Genomic DNA, 20,968 nt, shown 5'->3' with positions numbered 1-20,968 from the left:
TCAGTTCACTTCCTGAGCGTGCCGAAGATTGCGGTAGGTGGCCACGAGGGCGGTGGTGGACGGGTCGAGGCCGGGGACGTCGGCACCGGTGGTGAGCGCGGGTTCGATCCGCTTGGCGAGGACCTTGCCCAGCTCGACGCCCCACTGGTCGAAGGAGTCGATGTTCCAGACGGCTCCCTGGACGAACACCTTGTGCTCGTAGAGGGCGATCAACTGGCCGAGTACGGACGGGGTCAGCTCGCGCGCCAACACGGTCGTCGTCGGGTGGTTGCCCTGGAACGTCTTGTGGGCGACCAGTTCCTCCGGGACTCCTTCCGCGCGCACCTCTTCCGGTGTCTTGCCGAAGGCCAGCGCCTGTGTCTGGGCGAAGAAGTTGGCCATCAACAGGTCGTGCTGGGCCCGGAGTTCGTCGCTCAGCTCGGCGACCGGCTCGGCGAAGCCGATGAAGTCCGCCGGGATCAGCTTCGTGCCCTGGTGGATCAACTGGTAGTAGGCGTGCTGCCCGTTGGTGCCCGGCGTCCCCCACACCACCGGCCCGGTCTCCCACTCCACCGGCAGCCCGTCACGGTCGACCGACTTGCCGTTGGACTCCATGTCCAGCTGCTGCAAGTAGGCCGTGAACTTGGAGAGGTAGTGCGAGTAGGGCAGCACCGCATGCGACTGGGCGCCGAGGAAGTTCCCGTACCAGATCCCCAACAGGCCCAGCAGCAAAGGCGCGTTGGCCTCCGCAGGGGCGGTGCGGAAGTGCTCGTCGACCAACGCGAAGCCGTCCAGCATCTCCCGGAACCGGTCCGGGCCGATCGCGATCATCAGCGACAGGCCGATCGCCGAGTCGTACGAGTAGCGTCCGCCGACCCAGTCCCAGAACTCGAACATGTTCGCCGTGTCGATCCCGAAGTCGCCGACCTTGTCGGCGTTCGTCGACAGGGCCACGAAGTGCTTCGCGACCGCCTTCTCGTCGCCGCCGAGGCCCGCGAGGAGCCAGGAGCGGGCCGAGGTGGCGTTGGTGATCGTCTCGATGGTGGTGAACGTCTTGGACGCGATGATGAAGAGCGTCTCGGCCGGGTCCAGGTCCCGCACGGCCTCGTGGAGGTCGGCGCCGTCGACGTTCGACACGAACCGGAACGTCAACTCCCGTGCCGTGAACGCCCGCAGAGCCTCGTACGCCATCGCCGGACCGAGGTCCGAGCCGCCGATGCCGATGTTGACGACGTTCTTGATGCGCTTGCCGGTGTGCCCGGTCCACTCGCCCGAGCGGACCCGGTCGGCGAAGGCCGCCATCTTGTCCAGGACCGCGTGCACGGCCGGCACGACGTTCTCCCCGTCGACCTCGATCACCGCGTCGCGCGGTGCCCGCAGCGCGGTGTGCAGGACCGCACGGTCCTCGGTGATGTTGATCCGCTCGCCCCGGAACATGGCGTCCCGCAGCCCGAACACATCGGTGGCGGCGGCGAGTTCCTGGAGGAGGGCGAGGGTCTCGTCGGTGACCAGGTGCTTGGAGTAGTCGATGTGCAGATCGCCGACCCGCACGACGTACCGCTCCGCGCGCCCGGGATCGGCGGCGAACAGCTCACGCAGCCGCGGTTGGTTGAGCGCACCGGCCTGATGGTCTTCCAGCGCGGTCCACTCGGGGCGCCGACTGAGCCTGGGGGAGTCAGACATTTTTGGCGGCCTCCTTGGTGCCGTTGGCCCGCAGAGCGACGGCGTACATCTCGTCGGCGTCGAGGCGGCGCAGCTCCTCGGCGATCAGTTCGGAGGTGGGGCGCACCTTCAGCGCGAGGGTGCGGGAGGGCTGCCCCGGCAGGGTGAGCGTGGCGAGCGGGCCCTCGGGGCGGTCGATGACGATCTCGCCCTTGTCGGTGCCGAGGCGGACGGCCGTGACGACCGGGCCGGGGGTGACGACCCGGTCCACCTTGACCTTCAGGCGGGCGCCGAGCCAGCGGGCCAGCAGTTCGGCGCTCGGGTTCTCGGCCTCGCTCTCGACGGCCGCCGAGATGATCTTCGTACGTGCCTGGTCGAGGGCGGCGGCGAGCATCGAGCGCCACGGGGTGAGCCGTGTCCACGCCAGGTCGGTGTCGCCGGGCGCGTACGACCGCACCCGGGCCTCCAGCGCGATCAGCGGCTTCTCGACCGCGTACATGTCGGTGATCCGGCGCTGGGCCAGGGCGCCCAGCGGGTCCTTGGCGGGCACCTCGGGGGCGTCCACCGGCCACCAGACGACGACCGGCGCGTCCGGCAGCAGCAGCGGCAGGACGACCGAGTCGGCGTGGTCGGACACCTCGCCGTACGTCCGCAGGATGACCGTCTCGCCGGTGCCGGCGTCCGCGCCCACCCGTACCTCGGCGTCGAGGTGGGAGTTGGTGCGGTCGCGCGGGCTGCGGGCGTGCCGCTTGATGACGACCAGGGTGCGCGAGGGGTGCTCGTGCGAGGCCTCCTCGGCCGCCTTGATCGAGTCGTAGGCGTTCTCCTCGTCCGTGACGATCACCATCGTCAGGACCATGCCCACGGCAGGGGTGCCGATGGCTCGTCGCCCCTTCACCAGTGCCTTGTTGATCTTGCTTGCCGTGGTGTCGGTGAGGTCGATTTTCATGGCCTGCGCCAGCTCCGTCCGTCTCGTGCGAGCATCTCGTCGGCTTCCTCCGGGCCCCAGCTGCCCGAGGCGTACTGCGCGGGCCTGCCGTGCGTGCCCCAGTACTCCTCGATCGGGTCGAGGATCTTCCAGGACTCTTCCACTTCCTGGTGACGGGGGAACAAATTGGCGTCGCCGAGCAGGACGTCCAGGATGAGCCGTTCGTACGCCTCCGGGCTGGACTCCGTGAAGGACTCGCCGTAGGCGAAGTCCATCGTGACGTCCCGGATCTCCATCGAGGTACCCGGGACCTTGGAACCGAAGCGCACGGTCATGCCCTCGTCGGGCTGGACGCGGATCACGATCGCGTTGGCGCCGAGCTCCTCGGTGGCCGTCGAGTCGAACGGGGAGTGCGGGGCGCGCTGGAAGACGACCGCGATCTCCGTGACCCGGCGACCGAGCCGCTTGCCGGTCCTCAAGTAGAACGGGACGCCCGCCCAGCGGCGGTTGTCGACCTCCAGCTTGACGGCCGCGTAGGTGTCGGTGCTGGACTTCGGGTTGATGCCGTCCTCTTCGAGATAGCCGAGCACCTGCTCGCCGCCCTGCCAGCCGCCCGCGTACTGCCCGCGTACGGTGTGCTCGCCCAGGTGTTCGGGCAGCTTCACCGACTTCAGAACCTTGAGCTTCTCGGTGAGCAGCGAGTCGACGTCGAAGGCGAGCGGCTCCTCCATGGCGGTGAGGGCCATGAGCTGGAGCAGGTGGTTCTGGATGACGTCACGGGCGGACCCGATGCCGTCGTAGTACCCGGCCCGGCCGCCGATGCCGATGTCCTCGGCCATCGTGATCTGTACGTGGTCGACGTACGACCGGTTCCAGATGGGCTCGTACATCTGGTTGGCGAAGCGGAGCGCCAGGATGTTCTGGACGGTCTCCTTGCCGAGATAGTGGTCGATCCGGAAGACCTGCTCCGGGTCGAACACGTCGTGCAGCACTTTGTTCAGCGCGCGGGCGCTCTTCAGGTTGTGCCCGAACGGCTTTTCGATCACCGCACGCCGCCAGGAACCCTCCGGCGCCTTCGCCAGCCCGTGCTTCTTCAGCTGCTGGACGACCTTGGGGAAGAACTTCGGCGGTACGGAGAGATAGAACGCGTAGTTGCCGCTCGTACCCCGGGACGCGTCCAGCTCCTCGACCGCCGAGCGCAGCTGCTTGAACGCCTGGTCGTCGTCGAAGTCGCCGGGGATGAACCGCATGCCCTCGGCGAGCTGCTGCCAGACCTCCTCGCGGAACTCCGTACGGGAGTGCTCGCGCACCGAGTCGTGGACGATCTGTGCGAAGTCCTCGTCCTCCCAGTCCCGGCGGGCGAACCCGACGAGCGAGAAGCCCGGCGGCAGCAGACCCCGGTTGGCGAGGTCGTACACGGCCGGCATCAGCTTCTTGCGGGACAGGTCACCGGTCACCCCGAAGATGACCAGCCCGGACGGCCCGGCGATCTTGGGGAGCCGGCGGTCGCCGCGGTCGCGCAGCGGGTTCTCCCAGTCGGCGGCAGCCTCGACAACTGCTTCGATGTCGGCGGCCGGCAGGGTCGGTGCCTCGGTCATTCCCCGTCAACTCCCTTGCTGTTCAGCGACTTCGTCACGGCGTCGAGCAGGTCGTTCCAGGCGATCGCGAACTTCGCGACGCCCTCGTCCTCCAACTGCTTCACGACCTCGTCGTACGAGATCCCGAGCCCCTCGACGGCCGCGAGATCGGCACGGGCCTGGGCGTACCCGCCGCTCACCGCGTCGCCGTGGATGTCGCCGTGGTCGGCGGTGGCATTGAGGGTGGCCTCCGGCATGGTGTTGACGGTGCCGGGCGCGACCAGTTCGTCGACGTACAGGGTGTCCTTGTACGCGGGGTCCTTGACGCCGGTCGAGGCCCACAGAGGGCGCTGCTTGTTGGCGTGGGCGCCGCCGAGGGCGGTCCAGCGGTCGCCCCCGAAGACATCCTCGTACGCCTCGTACGCGAGCCGCGCGTTGGCCAGCGCCGCCTTGCCCTTGAGGGCGAGGGACTCGTCCGTGCCCAGGACCGTCAGGCGCTTGTCGATCTCGGAGTCGACACGGGAGACGAAGAAGGAGGCGACGGAGTGGATGTTCGCCAGGTCGAGGCCCTTGGCCTGCGCCTTCTCCAGGCCGGCCAGGTAGGCGGCCATGACCTCGTTGTAGCGCTCCAGGGAGAAGATCAGCGTGACGTTGACGCTGATCCCGAGGCCGATGACCTCGGTGATCGCCGGGAGACCGGCCTTCGTCGCCGGGATCTTGATCATCACGTTGGGCCGGTCGACCAGCCAGGCCAGCTGCTTGGCCTCGGCGATCGTCGCCGCCGTCTCATGGGCGAGCCGCGGGTCGACCTCGATCGAGACACGGCCGTCCCGGCCGGCCGTGGCGTCGTACACCGGGCGCAGGATGTCGGCGGCGGCGCGGACATCGGCGGTCGTCATCATCCGTACGGCCTCGTCGACCGTGACCTTGCGCGCGGCCAGGTCGGCGAGCTGCTCCTCGTAGCCCTCGCCGGAGCCGATGGCGGTCTGGAAGATCGACGGGTTGGTGGTCACGCCGACCACGTGGTGGGTGTCGATGAGGTCGGCGAGGTTGCCGGACGTGATGCGCTTGCGGGACAGGTCGTCGAGCCAGATCGAGACGCCCTCGTCGGAGAGGCGCTTGAGTGTTCCCGCGGTGGTGGTCGTTTCGGTGGTCACTATGATCATCTTCCTTCTGGCGATCGGATCAACCGCGGGCGGCGGCAAGAGATTCCCGCGCGGCCTGGGCCACGTTCTCGGGGGTGAAGCCGTACTCGGCGAACAGGGTCTTGGCGTCGGCGGAGGCGCCGAAGTGTTCGAGGGAGACGATGCGTCCGTTGTCACCGACGTACCGGTACCAGGTGAGACCGATTCCGGCCTCGACCGCCACGCGTGCCTTCACGGACGGCGGCAGGACACTCTCCCGGTACTCGCGCGGCTGCTCCTCGAACCACTCCACGGACGGCATCGACACCACACGCGTACCCACACCCTCGGCTTCCAGCGCCTCGCGTGCCCCGACGGCGAGTTGGACCTCGGAGCCGGTGGCGATCAGAACGACGTCCGGAGTGCCGGTGGAGGCCTCGCGAAGGACATAACCGCCCTTCGCGGCGTCCTCGTTCCTGGCGTACGTCGGTACACCCTGACGGGTGAGGGCGAGGCCGTGCGGGGCCGGATTGGTGGCGTGCCGCTTGAGGATCTCGGCCCAGGCGACGGACGTCTCGTTGGCGTCGGCCGGGCGCACGATGTTCAGACCCGGGATCGCGCGCAGGGAGGCCAGGTGCTCGACCGGCTGATGGGTCGGACCGTCCTCGCCGAGGCCGATGGAGTCGTGCGTCCAGACGTAGGTCACGGGCAGCTGCATCAGCGCCGACAGCCGTACGGCATTGCGCATGTAATCGGAGAAGACCAGGAAGGTGCCGCCGTAGATACGGGTGTTGCCGTGCAGCGCGATGCCGTTCATCTCCGCGGCCATCGAGTGCTCACGGATACCGAAGTGGACGGTACGGCCGTACGGGTCCGCCTCCGGCAGCGGATTGCCCGCCGGGAGGAAGGACGACGTCTTGTCGATCGTCGTGTTGTTCGAGCCGGCCAGGTCGGCCGAGCCGCCCCACAGCTCGGGCAGGACCGGGCCCAGCGCCTGGAGCACCTTGCCGGACGCCGCGCGGGTCGCGACGGACGTGCCCTCCTCGAACACCGGCAGCGCGTCCTCCCAGCCCCCGGGCAGCTGACCTGCGACGACCCGGTCGAACAGCTGCGCACGCTCGGGGTTGGCGCCGCGCCACTCGGCGAGCCGCTTGTCCCAGGCCGCGTGCGCCTCGGCGCCCCGGTCGAGGGCCTGGCGGGCGTGGGCGAGGACTTCGTCGGCGACCTCGAAGGAGCGTGACGGGTCGAAGCCCAGAACCTGCTTCGTGGCCGCGATCTCCTCGGCGCCGAGGGCCGAGCCGTGGGAGGCCTCGGTGTTCTGGGCGTTCGGGGCGGGCCAGGCGATGATCGTGCGCATCGCGATGATCGAGGGGCGCGCGGTCTCGGCCTGCGCCTCCTTGAGCGCCGTGTACAGCGCGCTCACGTCGATGTCGCCGCCGAGTTCCGGCTCGATCCGCTGCACGTGCCAGCCGTACGCCTCGTACCGCTTGAGCACGTCCTCGGAGAACGCCGTCGCCGTGTCGCCCTCGATGGAGATGTGGTTGTCGTCGTAGACGAAGACCAGGTTGCCGAGCTTCTGATGGCCCGCCAGCGAGGAGGCCTCGGCGGAGATGCCCTCCTCCAGGTCGCCGTCCGAGACGATCGCCCAGACGGTGTGGTCGAAGGGCGACTCACCCTCCGGCGCCTCGGGGTCGAACAGACCGCGCTCGTAACGAGCCGCCATCGCCATGCCGACCGCGTTGGCCACACCCTGACCCAGCGGCCCGGTGGTGGTCTCGACGCCGGCCGTGTGACCGTACTCGGGATGACCCGGCGTCTTCGAGCCGTGCGTCCGGAACGCCTTCAGGTCGTCCAGCTCCAGCTCGTACCCGGACAGGAACAGCTGGGTGTAGAGGGTCAGCGAGGTGTGCCCGGGGGAGAGGACGAAGCGGTCGCGGCCCGTCCACTCGGGATCCGCGGGATCGTGACGCATCACCTTCTGAAAGATCGTGTACGCGGCGGGGGCGAGGCTCATCGCCGTGCCGGGGTGCCCGTTGCCGACCTTCTGTACCGCATCAGCTGCGAGTACACGGGCTGTGTCGACGGCACGTCGGTCGAGATCGGTCCACTGGAGGCTGTCGGATGTCTGCGTACTCATCTTCAAGAAATCCTCGATAGGGGCGAACGAACTGCTACGAACTGCTCGGGCGTGTTCAAACTTAAAAGTCTGACTTTTACGGGGCCAGGTGCCTGTGTGTCACCCTTTGGTGAAAGTGGGACACGGACAGCGGGGTCGAGCCGGCAAGAGAAGGACATGGCGGACAGAACCATCCAAGACACCGGCCGGGACACTCTCCGGGACGGCGACGGCATCAGGACGTTTCCCTTTCCGGTCGGGCTGAGCGTCCTGGGCGTCGGTATGCAGGTCGGCCCGATGTCACCCGAACGCACCTGGCACGAGGACGCCCCGCTCGACCGCGTCCACCGCATCGACTTCCACGTCGTGATGCTGTTCGACGAGGGCCCGGTCACCCACATGATCGACTTCGCCGAGTACGAGGTGACGGCGGGCGACCTGCTCTGGATCCGCCCGGGTCAGGTCCACCGCTTCTCCCGCACCAGCGAGTACCACGGCACCGTCCTCACCATGCAGCCCGGCTTCCTGCCCCGTGCCACCGTCGAGGCGACCGGCCTCTACCGCTACGACCTGCCGCCGCTGCTGCGCCCGGACGCTCCCCAACTCGTGGGTCTGCAGGCGGCCTTGGCGCAACTGGGCCGTGAGTACGAGGACACGGCGACCCTTCCGATAGGCGTGCACACCTCGGTACTGCGCCACTCCCTCACCGCGTTCCTGCTGCGCCTGTCCCATCTCGCGACGAGTTCGGCGGAGGCGGCACGCGGTCGGACGGACACCACGTTCACCCTGTTCAGGGACGCGGTGGAGAAGGGCTTCGCCACCAATCACAGCGTCAGCGCGTATGCCGACGCCCTCGGTTACTCCCGGCGCACCCTCGTCCGCGCGGTGCGCGCCGCGACCGGTGAGACGCCCAAGGGGTTCATCGACAAGCGCGTGGTCCTGGAGGCGAAGCGGCTGCTGGCCCATACGTCCCTGCCGATCGGGCGGGTGGGCGTGGCCGTCGGCTTTCCCGACGCGGCGAACTTCTCCAAGTTCTTCCAACTGCACACGGGGACCACGCCGGTGGCGTTCCGGGCGGAGCTGCGCTGAGGGAGACGGAAAGGGAGGAGGGGCGGACCTGGCGGCCCGCCCCTCCGTCAACGCTCGTACAACCTCCGTGTCAGTGACCGAAGTTGAACCAGTTCACGTTCACGAAGTCCTGTGCCTGGCCGCTGGTGAAGGTCAGATAGACGTCATGGGTGCCGGTGACGGAGCTGATGTTCGCCGGTACCGTCCGCCAGCTCTGCCAGCCGCCCGTGTTGCCGATCGAGAAGCTGCCGATCGGGGTGTTCGTACGGCTGTCGAGACGCACCTCGACCAGCCCGCTCACACCCGAGCCCGCACCGCTCGCGACCCGGCCGACGAACTGGGTGGCCGCCGTGGAGCCGAAGTTGACGCCCTGGTAGAGCGCCCAGTCGCCGTTGGCGAGCGAGCCGATGTTCTGGCCGCCGCCGGTGTCGGTGGTGGTCTCCGTGAGGGTGCCCGACTGGCTGTTGTACGACTCGGCCTGGATCGCGCTGTACGCGTCCCGGGAGCCGGTCGGCGGGGGAGTGGTCGCACCGCCGCCGCTGGTCGACTGGAGCACCTGGACGTAGTCGACGACCATCGGGCGCCCGGAGACCGTGTTGGCGTCGGGGCCGCCGCCGAACGCCGCCGGGAAGGCGCCGCCCATCGCCACGTTCAGGATGATGAAGAAGCCGTGGTTCGTGGCGTTCGACCAGGTCGTCGCGTCGACCTGGTTCGCGGTCACCGTGTGGTAGTTGGTGCCGTCGACGTAGAAGCGGATCGCCTCCGGGCTCACCGAGCGGTCCCACTCCATGCTGTACGTGTGGAAGCCGGCCTGACAGGTGGTGCCGGAGCAGGTGGTCGTACCGCCGAGGCCGGTCGTCTCGTTGCAGGGGCCGCCCGGGCTCGTGCCGCAGTGCATGGTGCCCCAGATGGTGTTGAGGCCCTGGGTGTTCTCCATGATGTCCAGCTCGCCGACGCTCGGCCAGTTCTGGTAGTTGCCCCGGTAGGGCGCACCCAGCATCCAGAACGCGGGCCAGTAGCCGAGCGCGGACGCCCCGGTGACGTTCGGTACCTGGAGACGGGCCTCGACGCGCAACTTGCCGCCCGCCGGGGGCTGGAAGTCGGTGCGGTTGGTCTCGATGCGGCCCGAGGTCCAGTTGCCCGCGGAGTCGCGGATCGGGGTGATGCGGAGGTTGCCGCCGCCGTCGAGCGAGACGTTGTTGGTGCTGTTCGTCATCGTCTCGATCTCGCCGGTGCCCCAGTTGGCGGGGCCGCCGGGGTACGAAGTCCCGGTCGCGTACTGCCAGTTGGTGGTGGAGACGCCGGTCCCGGCAGTGCCGTTGAAGTCGTCGACGAAGACCTGCGTCCAGCCGGTGGGGGGTGTGGGCGCGGAGGCGTCGGCGGGGAGGGTGGCCGCCGTCGCCACGACGGCGGCCAGACCCAGGGTGCTCAGGACGGCGACGAGAGCCCGTCGCCGTCTGGGTATGCCGGAGGTTTCACTCATGGGGGTGCCTCTCGGGTACGGAGAAGTGAGCGCGGGTGTCCTTGAGAACGCTTGAGAGCGCTCTCAAAGTGGGCCCAATGTGCTCTCCGGTACCGGGGCCGTCAAGACTTAAAGCAGGGAAAGTCCTTTCCGGGTACGGAAGTTCACGTCATGAACACCGCATACGTGCTAAACCGCGCTGCCCGCCTCCCAGTCCGCCCAGGACAGGTTCCAGCCGTTGAGGCCGTTGGCCGGGTCCACCGTTACCTCGCCCGAGTTCTTGACGATCACGACATCCCCGAGCATCGAGCTGTCGTAGAACTTGTAGCCCGGCACCGAGGTGTCGTTCGCCCCCTTCGTGTCGTGCAGGCCGACGCAGCCGTGGCTGGTGTTGGTGCTGCCGAACACCGAGGTCGAGGCCCAGTAGTTGCCGTGCACGAAGGTGCCGGAGGTGGTCAGGCGCTGGGCGTGCGGGACGTCGGAGATGTCGTACTCGTCGCCGAGCCCGACCGTCGACGACTCCATCCGGGTCTGCTTGAACCGCTCGCTGATCACCATGATCCCGGACCAGGTGGTGTGCTCGGCGTCGCCGCCGGAGACGGGATAGGTGGCCGTGGTCGCGCCGCCCCGCTGGACGGTCATGGTCTTCGCCGCCAGGTCGACCGTGCTGATCTGCTCGCGGCCGATGTGGAAGGTGACGTCCTTGGACTGGGTGCCGTAGACCCCGTCCGCGCCCTCGACGTCCTTGAGCCGCAGCCCGAGCGTGATCTTCGTACCGGCGGCCCAGTAGGTCTCCGGGCGGAAGTCCAGCCGGGTGTCGCTGAACCAGTGCCCGACCACCTCGACGGCCGGTTCGGCGGTCACGGTGATCGCCTTCTGGACGGCGGCCCGGTCGGTGACCGCCTCCGTGAAGTTGATCGACACCGGCATACCGACGCCGGAGGTGGAGTCGGCCTCCGGCGTGAAGTACCCGACGAAGGTCGCGGACGGCGAGGCGGTGGTGAAGGTCGCGGTGTGCGTGGCGGCGTCGGTGACCTGCGCCGATACCTTGTACGTCGTCCCCGAGTACGGGTTCCCGGTGGACGTCCACTTCGTACGGGCCGCGTCGAGGGCCCCGGCCAGCACACTGCCGTCGCCGCCGGTGACCGTGACGGAGGCGAGGGTGCCGTCGGTGACGGTGACCTCGACGGGGGCGGCGAAGTCGGCGTGCTGGGTGCCGTCGGCCGGGGTGACGGTGACGACAGCCTTCCTGGCGGCCTTCGCGGAGGCGCTCGCGCTCGCCCTGGTCGCCGCCGAGGCGTCGGCGGAGCTGCTGCAGCCGGTGAGCACGGCGGCGGCTGGAAAGGCACCGAGGGCGGCGAGGATCCCGCGTCGGGACCAGTTGGCAGGCCCCTGCCCGCTCGGCTCGGACGGGTTCGATATGTGCGGAACGCCCACGGCACGCCTTTCTGAAACGACCAGGAGTGATCGATGCTGCGCGTGCATGGTGCGCTGTCTGTATGGGTTTGTTCTTTGAAATGGGGGCTCGCCGTCTGAGATTCAGGTAAGGACGCCGGAGCGCGCCAAGGGGGCGGTCCCTGGCCAGGGACCGCCCCGCGCTCCGGGGGCTCAGGCGTCGGCCGTCACCCGCTCCGGGGCCGGCGCCTCCTCGTGCAGCCCGAACCGGTCGTGCAGGCGGCGCAGCGGCGGCGGCGCCCACCAGGCCCGGCGTCCCAGCAGCGCCATCGTCGCCGGGACCAGCAGCATCCGTACGATCGTCGCGTCGATCAGCACGGCCAGCGTCAGCCCGAGCCCGATCTGCAGGATGGGCGCGAAGCCGCCCGTCATGAAGGCGCCGAAGACGACGGCGAGCAGCAGCGCGGCGCAGGTGACCACCCGGCCGGAGCGGCGCAGCCCGGTCACCACGGCATCGAGGTCGTCACCGCTCTGGGCGCGGGCCTCGCGCATCCGGGCCAGGATGAACAGCTCGTAGTCCATCGCCAGCCCGAACGCGATGGCGATGATCAGCGGCGGCGCGGTCAGGCTGAGCGAGCCCAGCCCCTCGGAGCCGAGGAGCCCGGCCAGATGCCCGTCCTGGAACACCCAGACGACCACACCGAGCGCGGCACCGAGGCTGAGCAGGGTCGTGGCGATGGTCCGCAGCGGGATCAGCACCGACCCGGTGAAGGCGAACAGCAGCGCGAAGATGCCGATCAGGACGGTGGCGGCGGCCCAGGGCCCCCGGCCGGCGAGCATCTCCCGGAAGTCGACCAACTGGGCGGCTGGACCGGTGACCTGTACGGGCTCGGCACCGCGTACGTCCCTGATCCGCTCGACGAGATCGGTCGCGGCCTTCCCGTCGACGCTGCCGCTCGGCTGGAGTTCCAGCACGGTCGTCCCGCCGGGAAGCGAACGGCTCTGAGTGGTCGGCGAGAGGGCGGTGATCCGGTCGGCGGTCGCGGGGTCGGCGCCCGGCTTCAGTACGACGGTGATGGGCGTGACCCCGACACCGGGCGGGAAGTGCGCCCGTACGGTGTCCTGCAACTGCCGTGCCTCGCTGCTGGTCGGCAGCTGGGTCGCGTCCCCGAGGTTGATCCTCATCCCGGTCGCGGGCAGCGCGAGGACGAGCAGCACGGGGACGACCGCCACGAGCACGGCGACCGGACGGCGCGTGGCGAAGGTGGCGAGCCGGGCGAACACCTTGCCCTCCTCACCGTCGGCCCGCACCTTGGCCGGGGCGATCTTGGCACCGAACCGGGTGAGAAGGGCGGGCAGCAGGGTGAGCGCGGCCAGCATGTCGACGACGACCACAGCGGCCACGGCAAGCCCCATGCTGCGCAGGAAGGTGCTCGGGAAGATCAGCAGCCCGGTCAGACAGACGGCGACGGTGAGCCCGGAGAACAGCACGGTCCGCCCGGCGCGGGTGACGGTTCGGTGCACGGCCTCGACGATGTCGTCGGTGTGCCGGCGCTCCTCCCTGAACCGGACCACCATCAACAGGGCGTAGTCGACGGCGAGTCCGAGTCCCAGCATGGTCGTCACCTGGATGGCGTGCACGGAGATGTCCGTGACCTGGCTGAAGAGGAACAGCGCGAGAAACGCGCCCGCGATGCCACTTACGGCGACGAACAGGGGCAGCCCGGCGGCCCGCAGCCCGCCGAAGATGAGGAACAGCAGCACCAGCACGACCGGCAGGGAGATCAACTCGGCCTTCTTGACGTCCTCTTGCGCCTGCCCGCCCAACTGCTTCCCCAGCAACGGACCGCCGCTGACATGTACTTCGGGCGCGTCGATCGCCTCGATCCGATCTACGGCCGAGTCGATGACGGAGTCCTCGGCATCGTCGTCGAGCCCGCTCTTGAGAGTGACGGGGATGATCACGGCCCGCCCGTCCTCGGCGACGAGCCCTTCGGTGACATACGGATCGGGCACGGCGGCGACACCGTCGACGGCACGCAACTCGGCGACGGCCCGCTCGACTTGGGCGCGCAGTCCCGGGTCGGACACGGCGAGTCCGGCGACGACACCGGTGAGGGTCTCCCCGGTCGGGGACACGCCGTCGAGATAGGCGGCGGCCACCTCGGACTCGGTCCCCGGGACGTCCGGAACATCGTCGGACAGTTTGCCGAAGACACCGGTCCCGAGACCGAACCCCAGCAGCAGAAAGAGCACCCAGACGGCGATTACGGTGAGCGGGCGGCGAGTTGTCGCCCGGGTGACGGTGGCGAGCACGGTCCCTCCCACGGGATCGGTGGACATGGCGTCACCGAACAGGCTGCTGCCGGGCGGGGGTTGGGGGGATCGCCGGGGGGAGGGGTTTCGGGGGCTCACCCGCAGGAGGGAGGTGGAGGTCCGTCTCACTCCCTAGGGGGAGCCCGGCGCCACCAACCCCGTCTCGTATGCGCAGATCACCGCCTGCACCCGGTCCCTGAGACCCAGCTTGCTCAGTACGTTGCTCACATGCGTCTTGACGGTGTGTTCGCTCACGAACAGGGTCGTCGCGATCTCCGCGTTGGACAGGCCGCGGGCCAGCAGCCGCAACGTCTCCTCCTCGCGGCCCGTGAGAACCTCCAGGCGCTGCGGAACGGGCTCGGCGGTGGCCTTCTCTCGGCGGCTGCGGACGATGTCCGCGACCAGACGGCGGGTCACCGTGGGGGCCAGGAGGGAGTCGCCGGCCGCCACCACGCGTACCGCGTGGACCAGGTCGTCGCGGCGTACGTCCTTCAGGAGGAAGCCGCTGGCGCCCGCGTACAGGGCCTCGTAGACGTACTCGTCGAGGTCGAAGGTGGTCAGCATGACGACCTTGCAGGTGGACTGGGCGCACACCCGGCGTGCCGCCTCCAGGCCGTCCATGCCGGGCATCCGGATGTCCAGGAGGACGACGTCGGGGGTGTGGCGGACGACCGCCGCGACGGCCTCGGCGCCGTCCCCGGCCTCCGCGACCACCTCGATGTCCTGCTGCGCCTCCAGGATCATGCTGAAGCCGCTGCGGACGAGTTCCTGGTCGTCGGCGACCACCACCCGGATGCTCATCGCGTCACCCCGGGGCCGTCTGCCGGTCCCCGGCGGTCGGCAGGTGGACGACGACGCGGAAGCCGCCGTCCGGGCCGGGGCCCGCGGTCGCGCTGCCTCCGCACGCGGACGCTCGTTCCCGGATGCCGATCAGACCGTGGCCGCTGTCGTGCGCGTCCTGGTCCGGGCCACGGCCGTCGTCCGTCACCGTCAGCTTCAACTCGTCCTCCCCCCAGTCGAGTTCGACCCGCGCGCTCGCAGCGTACGCGTGTTTCACCGTGTTGGTCAGGGCTTCCTGGACCACACGGTAGGCGGCCACCTCCGTGTCCGGGGGGAGGGGGTGGGGGGTGCCTGTCGTGAGCAGTTCGGTGCGCAGAGCGGTGGAGTCCCGTACTTGCTGGATGAGGGTGGGCAGGGATGCGATGCCGGGTTGTGGGAGGTGGCGCCCGTTCCCGTTCCGCGTTCTCTCCCGCCCCTCTTCTTCCTCCTCCTTCAACACCCCGAGGATGAGCCGCAGTTGCCGCATCGCGTCCCGGCCGGCCCCGGCGATCGCGTCGAAGGCAGCCTCCGCGCGTTCCGGATCGCTGCGTACGACGACCGGTCCGGCCTCCGCCTGTACGACCATCAGGCTCACCGCGTGGGCGAGGATGTCGTGCATGTCGCGGGCGATCCTGGCCCGTTCCTGGGCGCGGGCCCGCGCCGTGTCGGCGGCCTTCTCCCGCTCGAGTCGGCGGGCGCGGTCCTCCACGGCGGCGGTGTAGGCGCGTTGCACGCGGGTCAGTACTCCGAGGCCGTACGCGCAGCCCAGGCTGGTCAGATGGAAGGCGTACTCGAAGGGAAGAGCGTTCTCCTTGTGCTGCATGACCAGGATGCCGCCGGTCACCCAGCCCACGAGCATGGAGCGGCGCTGCCAGGGCGGGGCCTGGGAGGCCATGGTGAACAGGACCACGAGGCCGGCGTACTCCACGTCGGGCGGTGGCGCGTGGTAGACGGCCATCGCCGGGGTGGCCACCGAGACCGCGCAGGCGCACGCGAAGGGGGCTCGGCGGCGCCATACCAGGGGGAGTGCGGTGGCTGCGGCGAGGAGCCAGCCCTGCCAGGTGAGTCGGTCGTCGCCCTCGTCGGGGAACATCCACTGGAGGGAGGCGGCGAAGAGGACCAGTGCGGCAAGGGCGGCATCGACGGCGTAGGGGTTCGCTGTTCGTAGGCGGGCCAGGGCCGATGAGGTCCAGGTGGGTGGGGGCATGTCGGCTCCTTCGGGGCAAGGGGCCGGGTCAGTATCGCTGGGGGTTCGTGGGTGTGTCCTCGCCGGTGTGGGGGATTTTGGCTGCGGGTTCGGTGGGGGCTTGTCGCGCAGTTCCCCGCGCCCCTATCGGGTGGGGGGCTTCGCCCCTTCCCTCAAGGGCGCCAGCCCAGGGCTCGGGAGATGCCTCTTGCCGCCAGTCTTACCGCCGGGACCAACACCGGTACCTGGGCGTCTGATTGGGGGACCACGATTGATACCGCTGCGACCACCCCGCCGGTCTGCCCGCGTACCGGGGCCGCCACCGAGAGGGCGTCGTCGGTGACCTGGCGGCTGCTTATCGCCACGCCTGTGCGGCGGACTTCGGCCAGGACTCGGCGGAGTTCGGCCGGGTCGGTGATCGTGTGCGGGGTGAAGGCGGTCAACGGGCCCTCGCAGTAGGCCTGTTGGACATCGGCGTCGCTGTGGGCGAGCAGGGCCAGGCCGACGCCCGTGGCGTGCAGGGGCCAGCGGGCGCCGACGCGGATGTGTACGCCGACCGCCGAACGGCCCGACAGCCACTCGATGTAGACGACCTCGCCGCCGTCCCGCACCGCCAACTGCACGTTCTCGTGCGTCGCTTCGTACAGGTCCTCCAGATAGGGGAGGGCGATCTGGCGCAGGGCCAGGCCGCGTGGGGCGAGTGCCGCTACCTCCCACAGGCGGAGGCCGACGTGGTAGACGCCGGCCTCGTCCCGCTCCAGGGCGCCCCAGTCGGTGAGGGCGCCCACCAGGCGGTGGGTGGTGGTGAGGGTCAGCCCGGCCCGCCGGCTGATGTCCGTGAGGGACAGCGCGGGGTGCTCGTGGTCGAAGGCGCTGAGCACGGACAGCAGCCGGTCGGGCGCGGAGCGGGTGGTCATGGGCGGGCAGCTCCCGGGGGTCGTGCTACGTCGTACGGGCGGGGGTACTCCGTCGGGCGGTAGGTGACGTAGCGGCCCGCTGTTGTCGGATCCGCTTGCTCCGCGCGGGAGTTGAGGGTGGCGGTCGACGTGCTCCAGCGGCCCGTGTCCAGGCGGTCCTCCAGGGCCTGTACGGCGGCCACGGTCTCGCCGGTGGTGAACGTGCAGTGTCCGGGGCCGTCGACATAGGCCTGGCTCAGCAGCGCGCCCGAGCCGCCCTTGGTCGCCGCTCGCCGGTACGCGCTCTCCGCCTGTACGGGGATCAGCGCGTCGCCGGTCGTGTGGATGTTCAGCTGGGGATCGGTGAGGCGGCCCGTGAACGCGCTTGTACGGGTCATCCACGTCTTCGCCTTGGCGTCCGCGGTGATCCGGGGGGCCTTGTTCAGCGTCTTCAGGTCGTCGCGCAACGAGAGTCCCGCCTCCTTGTACAGCTCGGTCACCTCCTTGTATACCGAGGACCGGTGCAGCATCAGGGTGTAGTCGACGCCCGTGTTCCAGGACGGGTTCCCGCCGGCCCGGGATTCCGCCTCCTGGCGCCAGCCGAACGCGGGCAGCCGGATCAGGCCGGAGACCGCCGCGTACTGGTTGGCCTGCTGGGCGGCCCAGTCCGTCGGGCCGGGGACGGGCTGCGAGGCGTCGTTGTAGCCGGGGATGTTGTGCAGCGCGGCGGCGAGCGCGATCCGGGCCCGGCCCTCCGGCGTCTGCTGGGCCGCCGTGACCTCCGTGGCGAGCGCCCCGGCGGCCGACTGGGCGGCGGCCTGGTCGGCGAATCCGGTGAGCTGGATGCCCGAGTCGGGGGCGAGCAGCGTACGCAGGGCGAAGACCGGGTCGAGCGTGCTGTTCCAGTTGGCGACCCCGCCCTGCACCAGACCGCAGATCGACAGCGAGCCGTCGAAGCGGTCGGCGTGCCGCTCGGCCAGGGCGGTCGTCACGAAGCCGCCGTACGACTGGCCCCAGGCGAGTGTCCGCCGGGCTTCGCCGAAGCGCGCGGTGAACAGGTCGAGCGTGGCCAGCTGGTCCGGCACGGCGTCGGTGACGGCCCACCCGGTCGTCGCGTACGACGACCCGATGAGCGCGTACCCGGAGTCGAGCAGCTGCTGCCGTACGTCCGAACTCGGCGTGTTCTGGGCCGGGTTGGGGGCGCCGGCGGGGCGGTAGCCGTGGCTGAACAGGAGCACCGTCCCGTTCCAGTCGGCCGGCATCTCCATCAAGTAGGCGGCACCGGAGGGCAGTTGACCCTCCACGCGTTCGGCGGCGGTTGCTGTTGTGGCGGCCTGTGCGGAGAACAGGGGTGTGGCGAGTAACGCTGCCGCGAGGACGGCGAGCACACGGGAGTTCACGGGCGGATCCCTTCGGGCGTGGGGGTTTCCTGGGGGAGCGTGGGGGAGTCGAGCGTGTCGGTGTTCGTCTCGCGCATCCGCCAGACGGTGATTGCGGTGATCGCCGCGCCGCCGCACAGCAGCAGCGAGACGGGCGTACTGCCGCCGCCGTTCGAGGCGAGCAGGCTGCTCGCGATCAGCGGCGAGAAGCCGGCGCCGACCAGCGTCGCCGCCTGATAGCCGAGCGAGGCGCCCGTGTAGCGGACCTCGGTGCCGAACATCTCGGAGAACAGGGCGCCCAGCGGTCCGTACATCGTGGACTGGGCGATGCCGTGACCGAGGACGAGCGCGAGGATCAGCAGTCCGGGCGAGCCGGAGTCGACCAGCGCGAGGACGGGGAAGGCGAGCGCGGCCGAGGCGACGGCTCCGGCGAGGACCACCGGACGGCGTCCGACGCGGTCGGTCAGCGAGGCGGCGGTGGGCAGGACGACCAGCGCCACGCAGGAGGCGATGGTCACCGCGGTGAGGACCTGTGGCCGGCTGTACCCGATGCCGGTGGCGTAGGAGATCATGAAGCCGGTCAGCAGCGACTGGGCGGTGAAGGCGCCGATGCCGACGCAGCAGGCCAGCAGGACCGGCTTCGGGCGGCGCAGCACATCGAGGATGGGAGGGGTGGCGGACCGCTTCCGCCCGCCCTCGGCGAACATCGGGCTCTCCGCGACCCGCAGCCGGACGAACATGCCGACGCCCAGCAGCACGAAGCTGAGCAGGAACGGTACGCGCCAGCCCCAGGAGCGGAACTGGTCGTCGGGGAGCGTGGCGACGAGGGTGACCACTCCGGCGGAGAGCACGGAGCCGAGCGGGGCGCCGAGCTGGGTGGAACTGGACCACAGACCGCGCCGGGAACCCTGGGTGTGTTCGGCGTGCTCGACGACCATCAGGGTCGCGCCGCCCCACTCGCCGCCGATCGCCAGGCCCTGGACGACGCGGAGGGCGACCAGCAGGACCGGGGCCCAGACGCCGATCGCGTCGTACGTCGGCAGCAGTCCGATGAGGAAGCTGCCGCAGCCCATCAGGGTCATCGTCAGCAGCATCATCGACTTGCGGCCGAGCCGGTCGCCGAAGTGGCCGAAGACGATGCCGCCGAGCGGCCGGGCGACATAGCCGGCGGCGAAGGTCCCGAACGCGGCGATCGTGCCGACGGCCGGGTCGGCCTGCGGGAAGAACAGTTCGCCGAAGACGAGCGCGGCGACCGTGCCGTACACGAGGAAGTCGTAGAACTCGACGGTGGTGCCCAGTAGTCCGGAGAGCGCGACGCGGCGCAGCTCCCTGATGTCGGATGAGCGGGTTGGCTGCACGGGGTGCTCCCTGGTGCCGATGCCGTGGGGGACGTCACCGGTGTGGGGATCGAACCGGTGCCCGGGTGAAGTTAGGCATCAGTTGTGCGGCAGTCAATAACTTGCACAACATTAGTTCCCCCGCATCACTCGCATCAGCCGAGCCCGTCCTCCGCGATCCGCTGGAGCAGGGTGTGCAGGGATTCCCGTTCGGCCTGGTCGAGCGGGCCCAGCAGGTCGTTGGTCACGCGCTGGCCGGCCTCGTCGGTGTCCCGGAGGAAGGCGCGGCCGTCCTCCGTCAGGACGACGATCCGGCTGCGGCGGTCGTCGGGGGAGGGGCGGCGCTCGGCGAAGCCCTGCTTCTCCAGGTCGTCGACCAGGCCGACGATCGCGGACGGGTCGTAGCCGAGCCGCGCGCTCAGCTCGCGCTGGAGGGTGCCCTCGGCGGTGCTCAGGAAGCGCAGCACCGCGTAGTGGCGCAGCCGCAGGCCGGACTCCTGGAGGAAGGAGTTGAAGAGCTGACCCGAGCGCAGGCCGAGGCGGTAGAGCAGATAGCCGGTGTCCCCGTGCAGCCCGCGCATCCACGGCTCGTGCGCGTCGATCGAGGCGGGGTTCTGGACGTCCTGCTGGCGTGCGATGGCGGGCTCCCTCGTCGAGGCCCCGGGCGGGGCGGTTCCATGTGCTGATTTCAGCATGACGCACATGTCTGATGGCAACAACTATTGACGTCAACAATTATTGCTCCTAACTTCGATCTCGAAGCCGCACCCTCTGTGAAGCCGCACCCCATGTGAAGGGACCACCTCGTGCCCAGCATCGATCTGACCGGCAAGGTCGCCGTCGTCACCGGCAGTGGCCGTGGCCTCGGCCTCGCCTACGCGCACGCTCTCGCCGCCGCCGGCGCCTCCGTGGTCGTCAACGACATCGACGAGACCGTGGCCGAGCAGGCCGTGAAGTCCATCACCGCGGCGGGCGGCACCGCCGTCGCCGAGGTGGTTCCGGTCGGTACGACCGAGGCCGCCGAGCGGCTCGTGAACCGCGCGGTGGAGGAGTTCGGCCGGCTCGACATCCTGGTCACCAACGCGGGCATCCTGCGCGACAAGGTGCTGTGGAAGATGACCGACGACGACTTCGACGCGGTGATCACCACCCACCTCAAGGGCACCTTCACCTGCGCCCGAGCCGCCGCCGTACGCATGCGCGAGCAGGGCGAGGGCGGCACGCTGATCCTGGTCGGCTCCCCGGCCGGGCAGCGCGGCAACTTCGGCCAGACGAACTACGCCGCCGCCAAGGCCGGCATCGCCGCCTTCGCCCGCACCTGGTCGATGGAGCTGGGCCGCGCGAACATCACCGTCAACGCGATCGTGCCGGTGGCCGCCACCGCCATGACCGAGACGATCCCCGCCTTCGCGCCCTACGTCGAGGCGCTGAAGAACGGCGAGCCGTTCCCGGCCTTCCTGCGCAAGGGCGAGGGCTTCGGCACCCCCGAGGACTGCGCGGCCCTCGTGCCCTTCCTCGCCTCCGAGGCCGCCCGGGGCATCACCGGCCAGGCCATCGGCATCGGCGGAGACAAGGTGGCACTCTGGTCGCATCCGCAGGAGATCAGGACGGCGTACGCCGACGGGGGCTGGACCCCCGAGGCCCTGGCCGACACCTGGTCCACCTCGGTCGGCGCCGAACTCCAGTCGGTGGGCATCCCCGCCCCCAAGTTCCCGGAGGCGTAA

16 protein-coding genes are annotated in these 20,968 nt (G+C 69.8%); 2 read left to right on the top strand and 14 right to left on the bottom strand.

Going from position 1 to position 20,968, the window contains the following annotated elements:
- The 5 genes from pgi to tkt are packed head-to-tail and all read right to left on the bottom strand — an operon-like array spanning position 1 to position 7,407.
- On the bottom strand, positions 1-1,662 hold the full coding sequence (pgi, locus tag ACFYXF_RS31870; protein ID WP_389354846.1) for a glucose-6-phosphate isomerase: 1,662 nt from the start codon (positions 1,660-1,662) through the stop codon (positions 1-3).
- Positions 1,655-2,590, bottom strand: a complete 936-nt coding sequence (gene opcA / locus ACFYXF_RS31865; RefSeq protein WP_389354844.1) for a glucose-6-phosphate dehydrogenase assembly protein OpcA — start codon at positions 2,588-2,590, stop codon at positions 1,655-1,657. Before opcA ends, pgi begins: the two co-directional genes overlap by 8 nt.
- The gene (zwf, locus tag ACFYXF_RS31860; RefSeq protein ID WP_389354842.1) at positions 2,587-4,167 is read right to left on the bottom strand and encodes a glucose-6-phosphate dehydrogenase; all 1,581 of its coding nucleotides are present in this window, start codon (positions 4,165-4,167) and stop codon (positions 2,587-2,589) included. The genes opcA and zwf overlap by 4 nt, the downstream gene beginning before the upstream one ends.
- Positions 4,164-5,312: a transaldolase gene (gene tal / locus ACFYXF_RS31855; RefSeq protein ID WP_389354840.1), complete on the bottom strand. Its 1,149-nt coding sequence runs from the start codon at positions 5,310-5,312 to the stop codon at positions 4,164-4,166. Before tal ends, zwf begins: the two co-directional genes overlap by 4 nt.
- A 19-nt stretch (positions 5,313-5,331) precedes the next feature.
- Positions 5,332-7,407, bottom strand: coding sequence for a transketolase (gene tkt, locus ACFYXF_RS31850; RefSeq protein WP_389354838.1), 2,076 nt, complete (start codon positions 7,405-7,407; stop codon positions 5,332-5,334).
- A 156-nt stretch (positions 7,408-7,563) separates the two neighbouring features.
- On the opposite strand from tkt, the gene ACFYXF_RS31845 reads away from it, so the two are divergent.
- Positions 7,564-8,475, top strand: a complete 912-nt coding sequence (locus ACFYXF_RS31845) for a helix-turn-helix domain-containing protein (protein ID WP_389354836.1) — start codon at positions 7,564-7,566, stop codon at positions 8,473-8,475.
- Between the two features lie 70 nt (positions 8,476-8,545).
- Here ACFYXF_RS31845 and ACFYXF_RS31840 read toward each other — a convergent pair whose 3' ends face one another.
- The 9 genes from ACFYXF_RS31840 to ACFYXF_RS31800 all read right to left on the bottom strand — a co-directional run bounded on the left by ACFYXF_RS31840 (position 8,546) and on the right by ACFYXF_RS31800 (position 19,825).
- The gene (locus ACFYXF_RS31840) at positions 8,546-9,937 is read right to left on the bottom strand and encodes a glycoside hydrolase family 16 protein (RefSeq protein ID WP_389354835.1); all 1,392 of its coding nucleotides are present in this window, start codon (positions 9,935-9,937) and stop codon (positions 8,546-8,548) included.
- Positions 9,938-10,105: 168 nt separating this feature from the next.
- The gene (locus tag ACFYXF_RS31835) at positions 10,106-11,353 is read right to left on the bottom strand and encodes an Ig-like domain-containing protein (RefSeq protein ID WP_389354833.1); all 1,248 of its coding nucleotides are present in this window, start codon (positions 11,351-11,353) and stop codon (positions 10,106-10,108) included.
- Between the two features lie 171 nt (positions 11,354-11,524).
- Positions 11,525-13,654 (bottom strand): MMPL family transporter, encoded by a 2,130-nt coding sequence (locus ACFYXF_RS31830; RefSeq protein ID WP_389354831.1) that lies wholly within the window; start codon positions 13,652-13,654, stop codon positions 11,525-11,527.
- 105 nt (positions 13,655-13,759) lie between these two features.
- Positions 13,760-14,428: a response regulator gene (locus ACFYXF_RS31825; RefSeq protein WP_389354829.1), complete on the bottom strand. Its 669-nt coding sequence runs from the start codon at positions 14,426-14,428 to the stop codon at positions 13,760-13,762.
- A gap of 4 nt (positions 14,429-14,432) precedes the next feature.
- Positions 14,433-15,653, bottom strand: coding sequence for a sensor histidine kinase (locus tag ACFYXF_RS31820; RefSeq protein ID WP_389354828.1), 1,221 nt, complete (start codon positions 15,651-15,653; stop codon positions 14,433-14,435).
- Positions 15,654-15,805: 152 nt separating this feature from the next.
- Positions 15,806-16,549 carry an IclR family transcriptional regulator gene (locus ACFYXF_RS31815; RefSeq protein ID WP_389354826.1) on the bottom strand — a complete coding sequence of 248 codons (744 nt, stop codon included), beginning with the start codon at positions 16,547-16,549 and terminating at the stop codon, positions 15,806-15,808.
- Positions 16,546-17,928: an alpha/beta hydrolase family protein gene (locus ACFYXF_RS31810; protein ID WP_389354825.1), complete on the bottom strand. Its 1,383-nt coding sequence runs from the start codon at positions 17,926-17,928 to the stop codon at positions 16,546-16,548. Before ACFYXF_RS31810 ends, ACFYXF_RS31815 begins: the two co-directional genes overlap by 4 nt.
- Positions 17,925-19,265, bottom strand: coding sequence for an MFS transporter (locus tag ACFYXF_RS31805; protein WP_389354824.1), 1,341 nt, complete (start codon positions 19,263-19,265; stop codon positions 17,925-17,927). The genes ACFYXF_RS31810 and ACFYXF_RS31805 overlap by 4 nt, the downstream gene beginning before the upstream one ends.
- Positions 19,266-19,399: 134 nt before the next feature.
- Positions 19,400-19,825: a MarR family winged helix-turn-helix transcriptional regulator gene (locus ACFYXF_RS31800; RefSeq protein WP_389355093.1), complete on the bottom strand. Its 426-nt coding sequence runs from the start codon at positions 19,823-19,825 to the stop codon at positions 19,400-19,402.
- A 225-nt stretch (positions 19,826-20,050) separates the two neighbouring features.
- On the opposite strand from ACFYXF_RS31800, the gene ACFYXF_RS31795 reads away from it, so the two are divergent.
- Positions 20,051-20,968 carry an SDR family NAD(P)-dependent oxidoreductase gene (locus ACFYXF_RS31795; RefSeq protein ID WP_389354822.1) on the top strand — a complete coding sequence of 306 codons (918 nt, stop codon included), beginning with the start codon at positions 20,051-20,053 and terminating at the stop codon, positions 20,966-20,968.

The sequence above is a fragment of the Streptomyces sp. NPDC002680 genome (assembly GCF_042889145.1).
GTDB lineage: Bacteria > Actinomycetota > Actinomycetes > Streptomycetales > Streptomycetaceae > Streptomyces > Streptomyces adonidis.
Note: the sequence above shows the minus strand (reverse complement) of the source record. Positions and strands in the feature narration are given on the sequence as shown.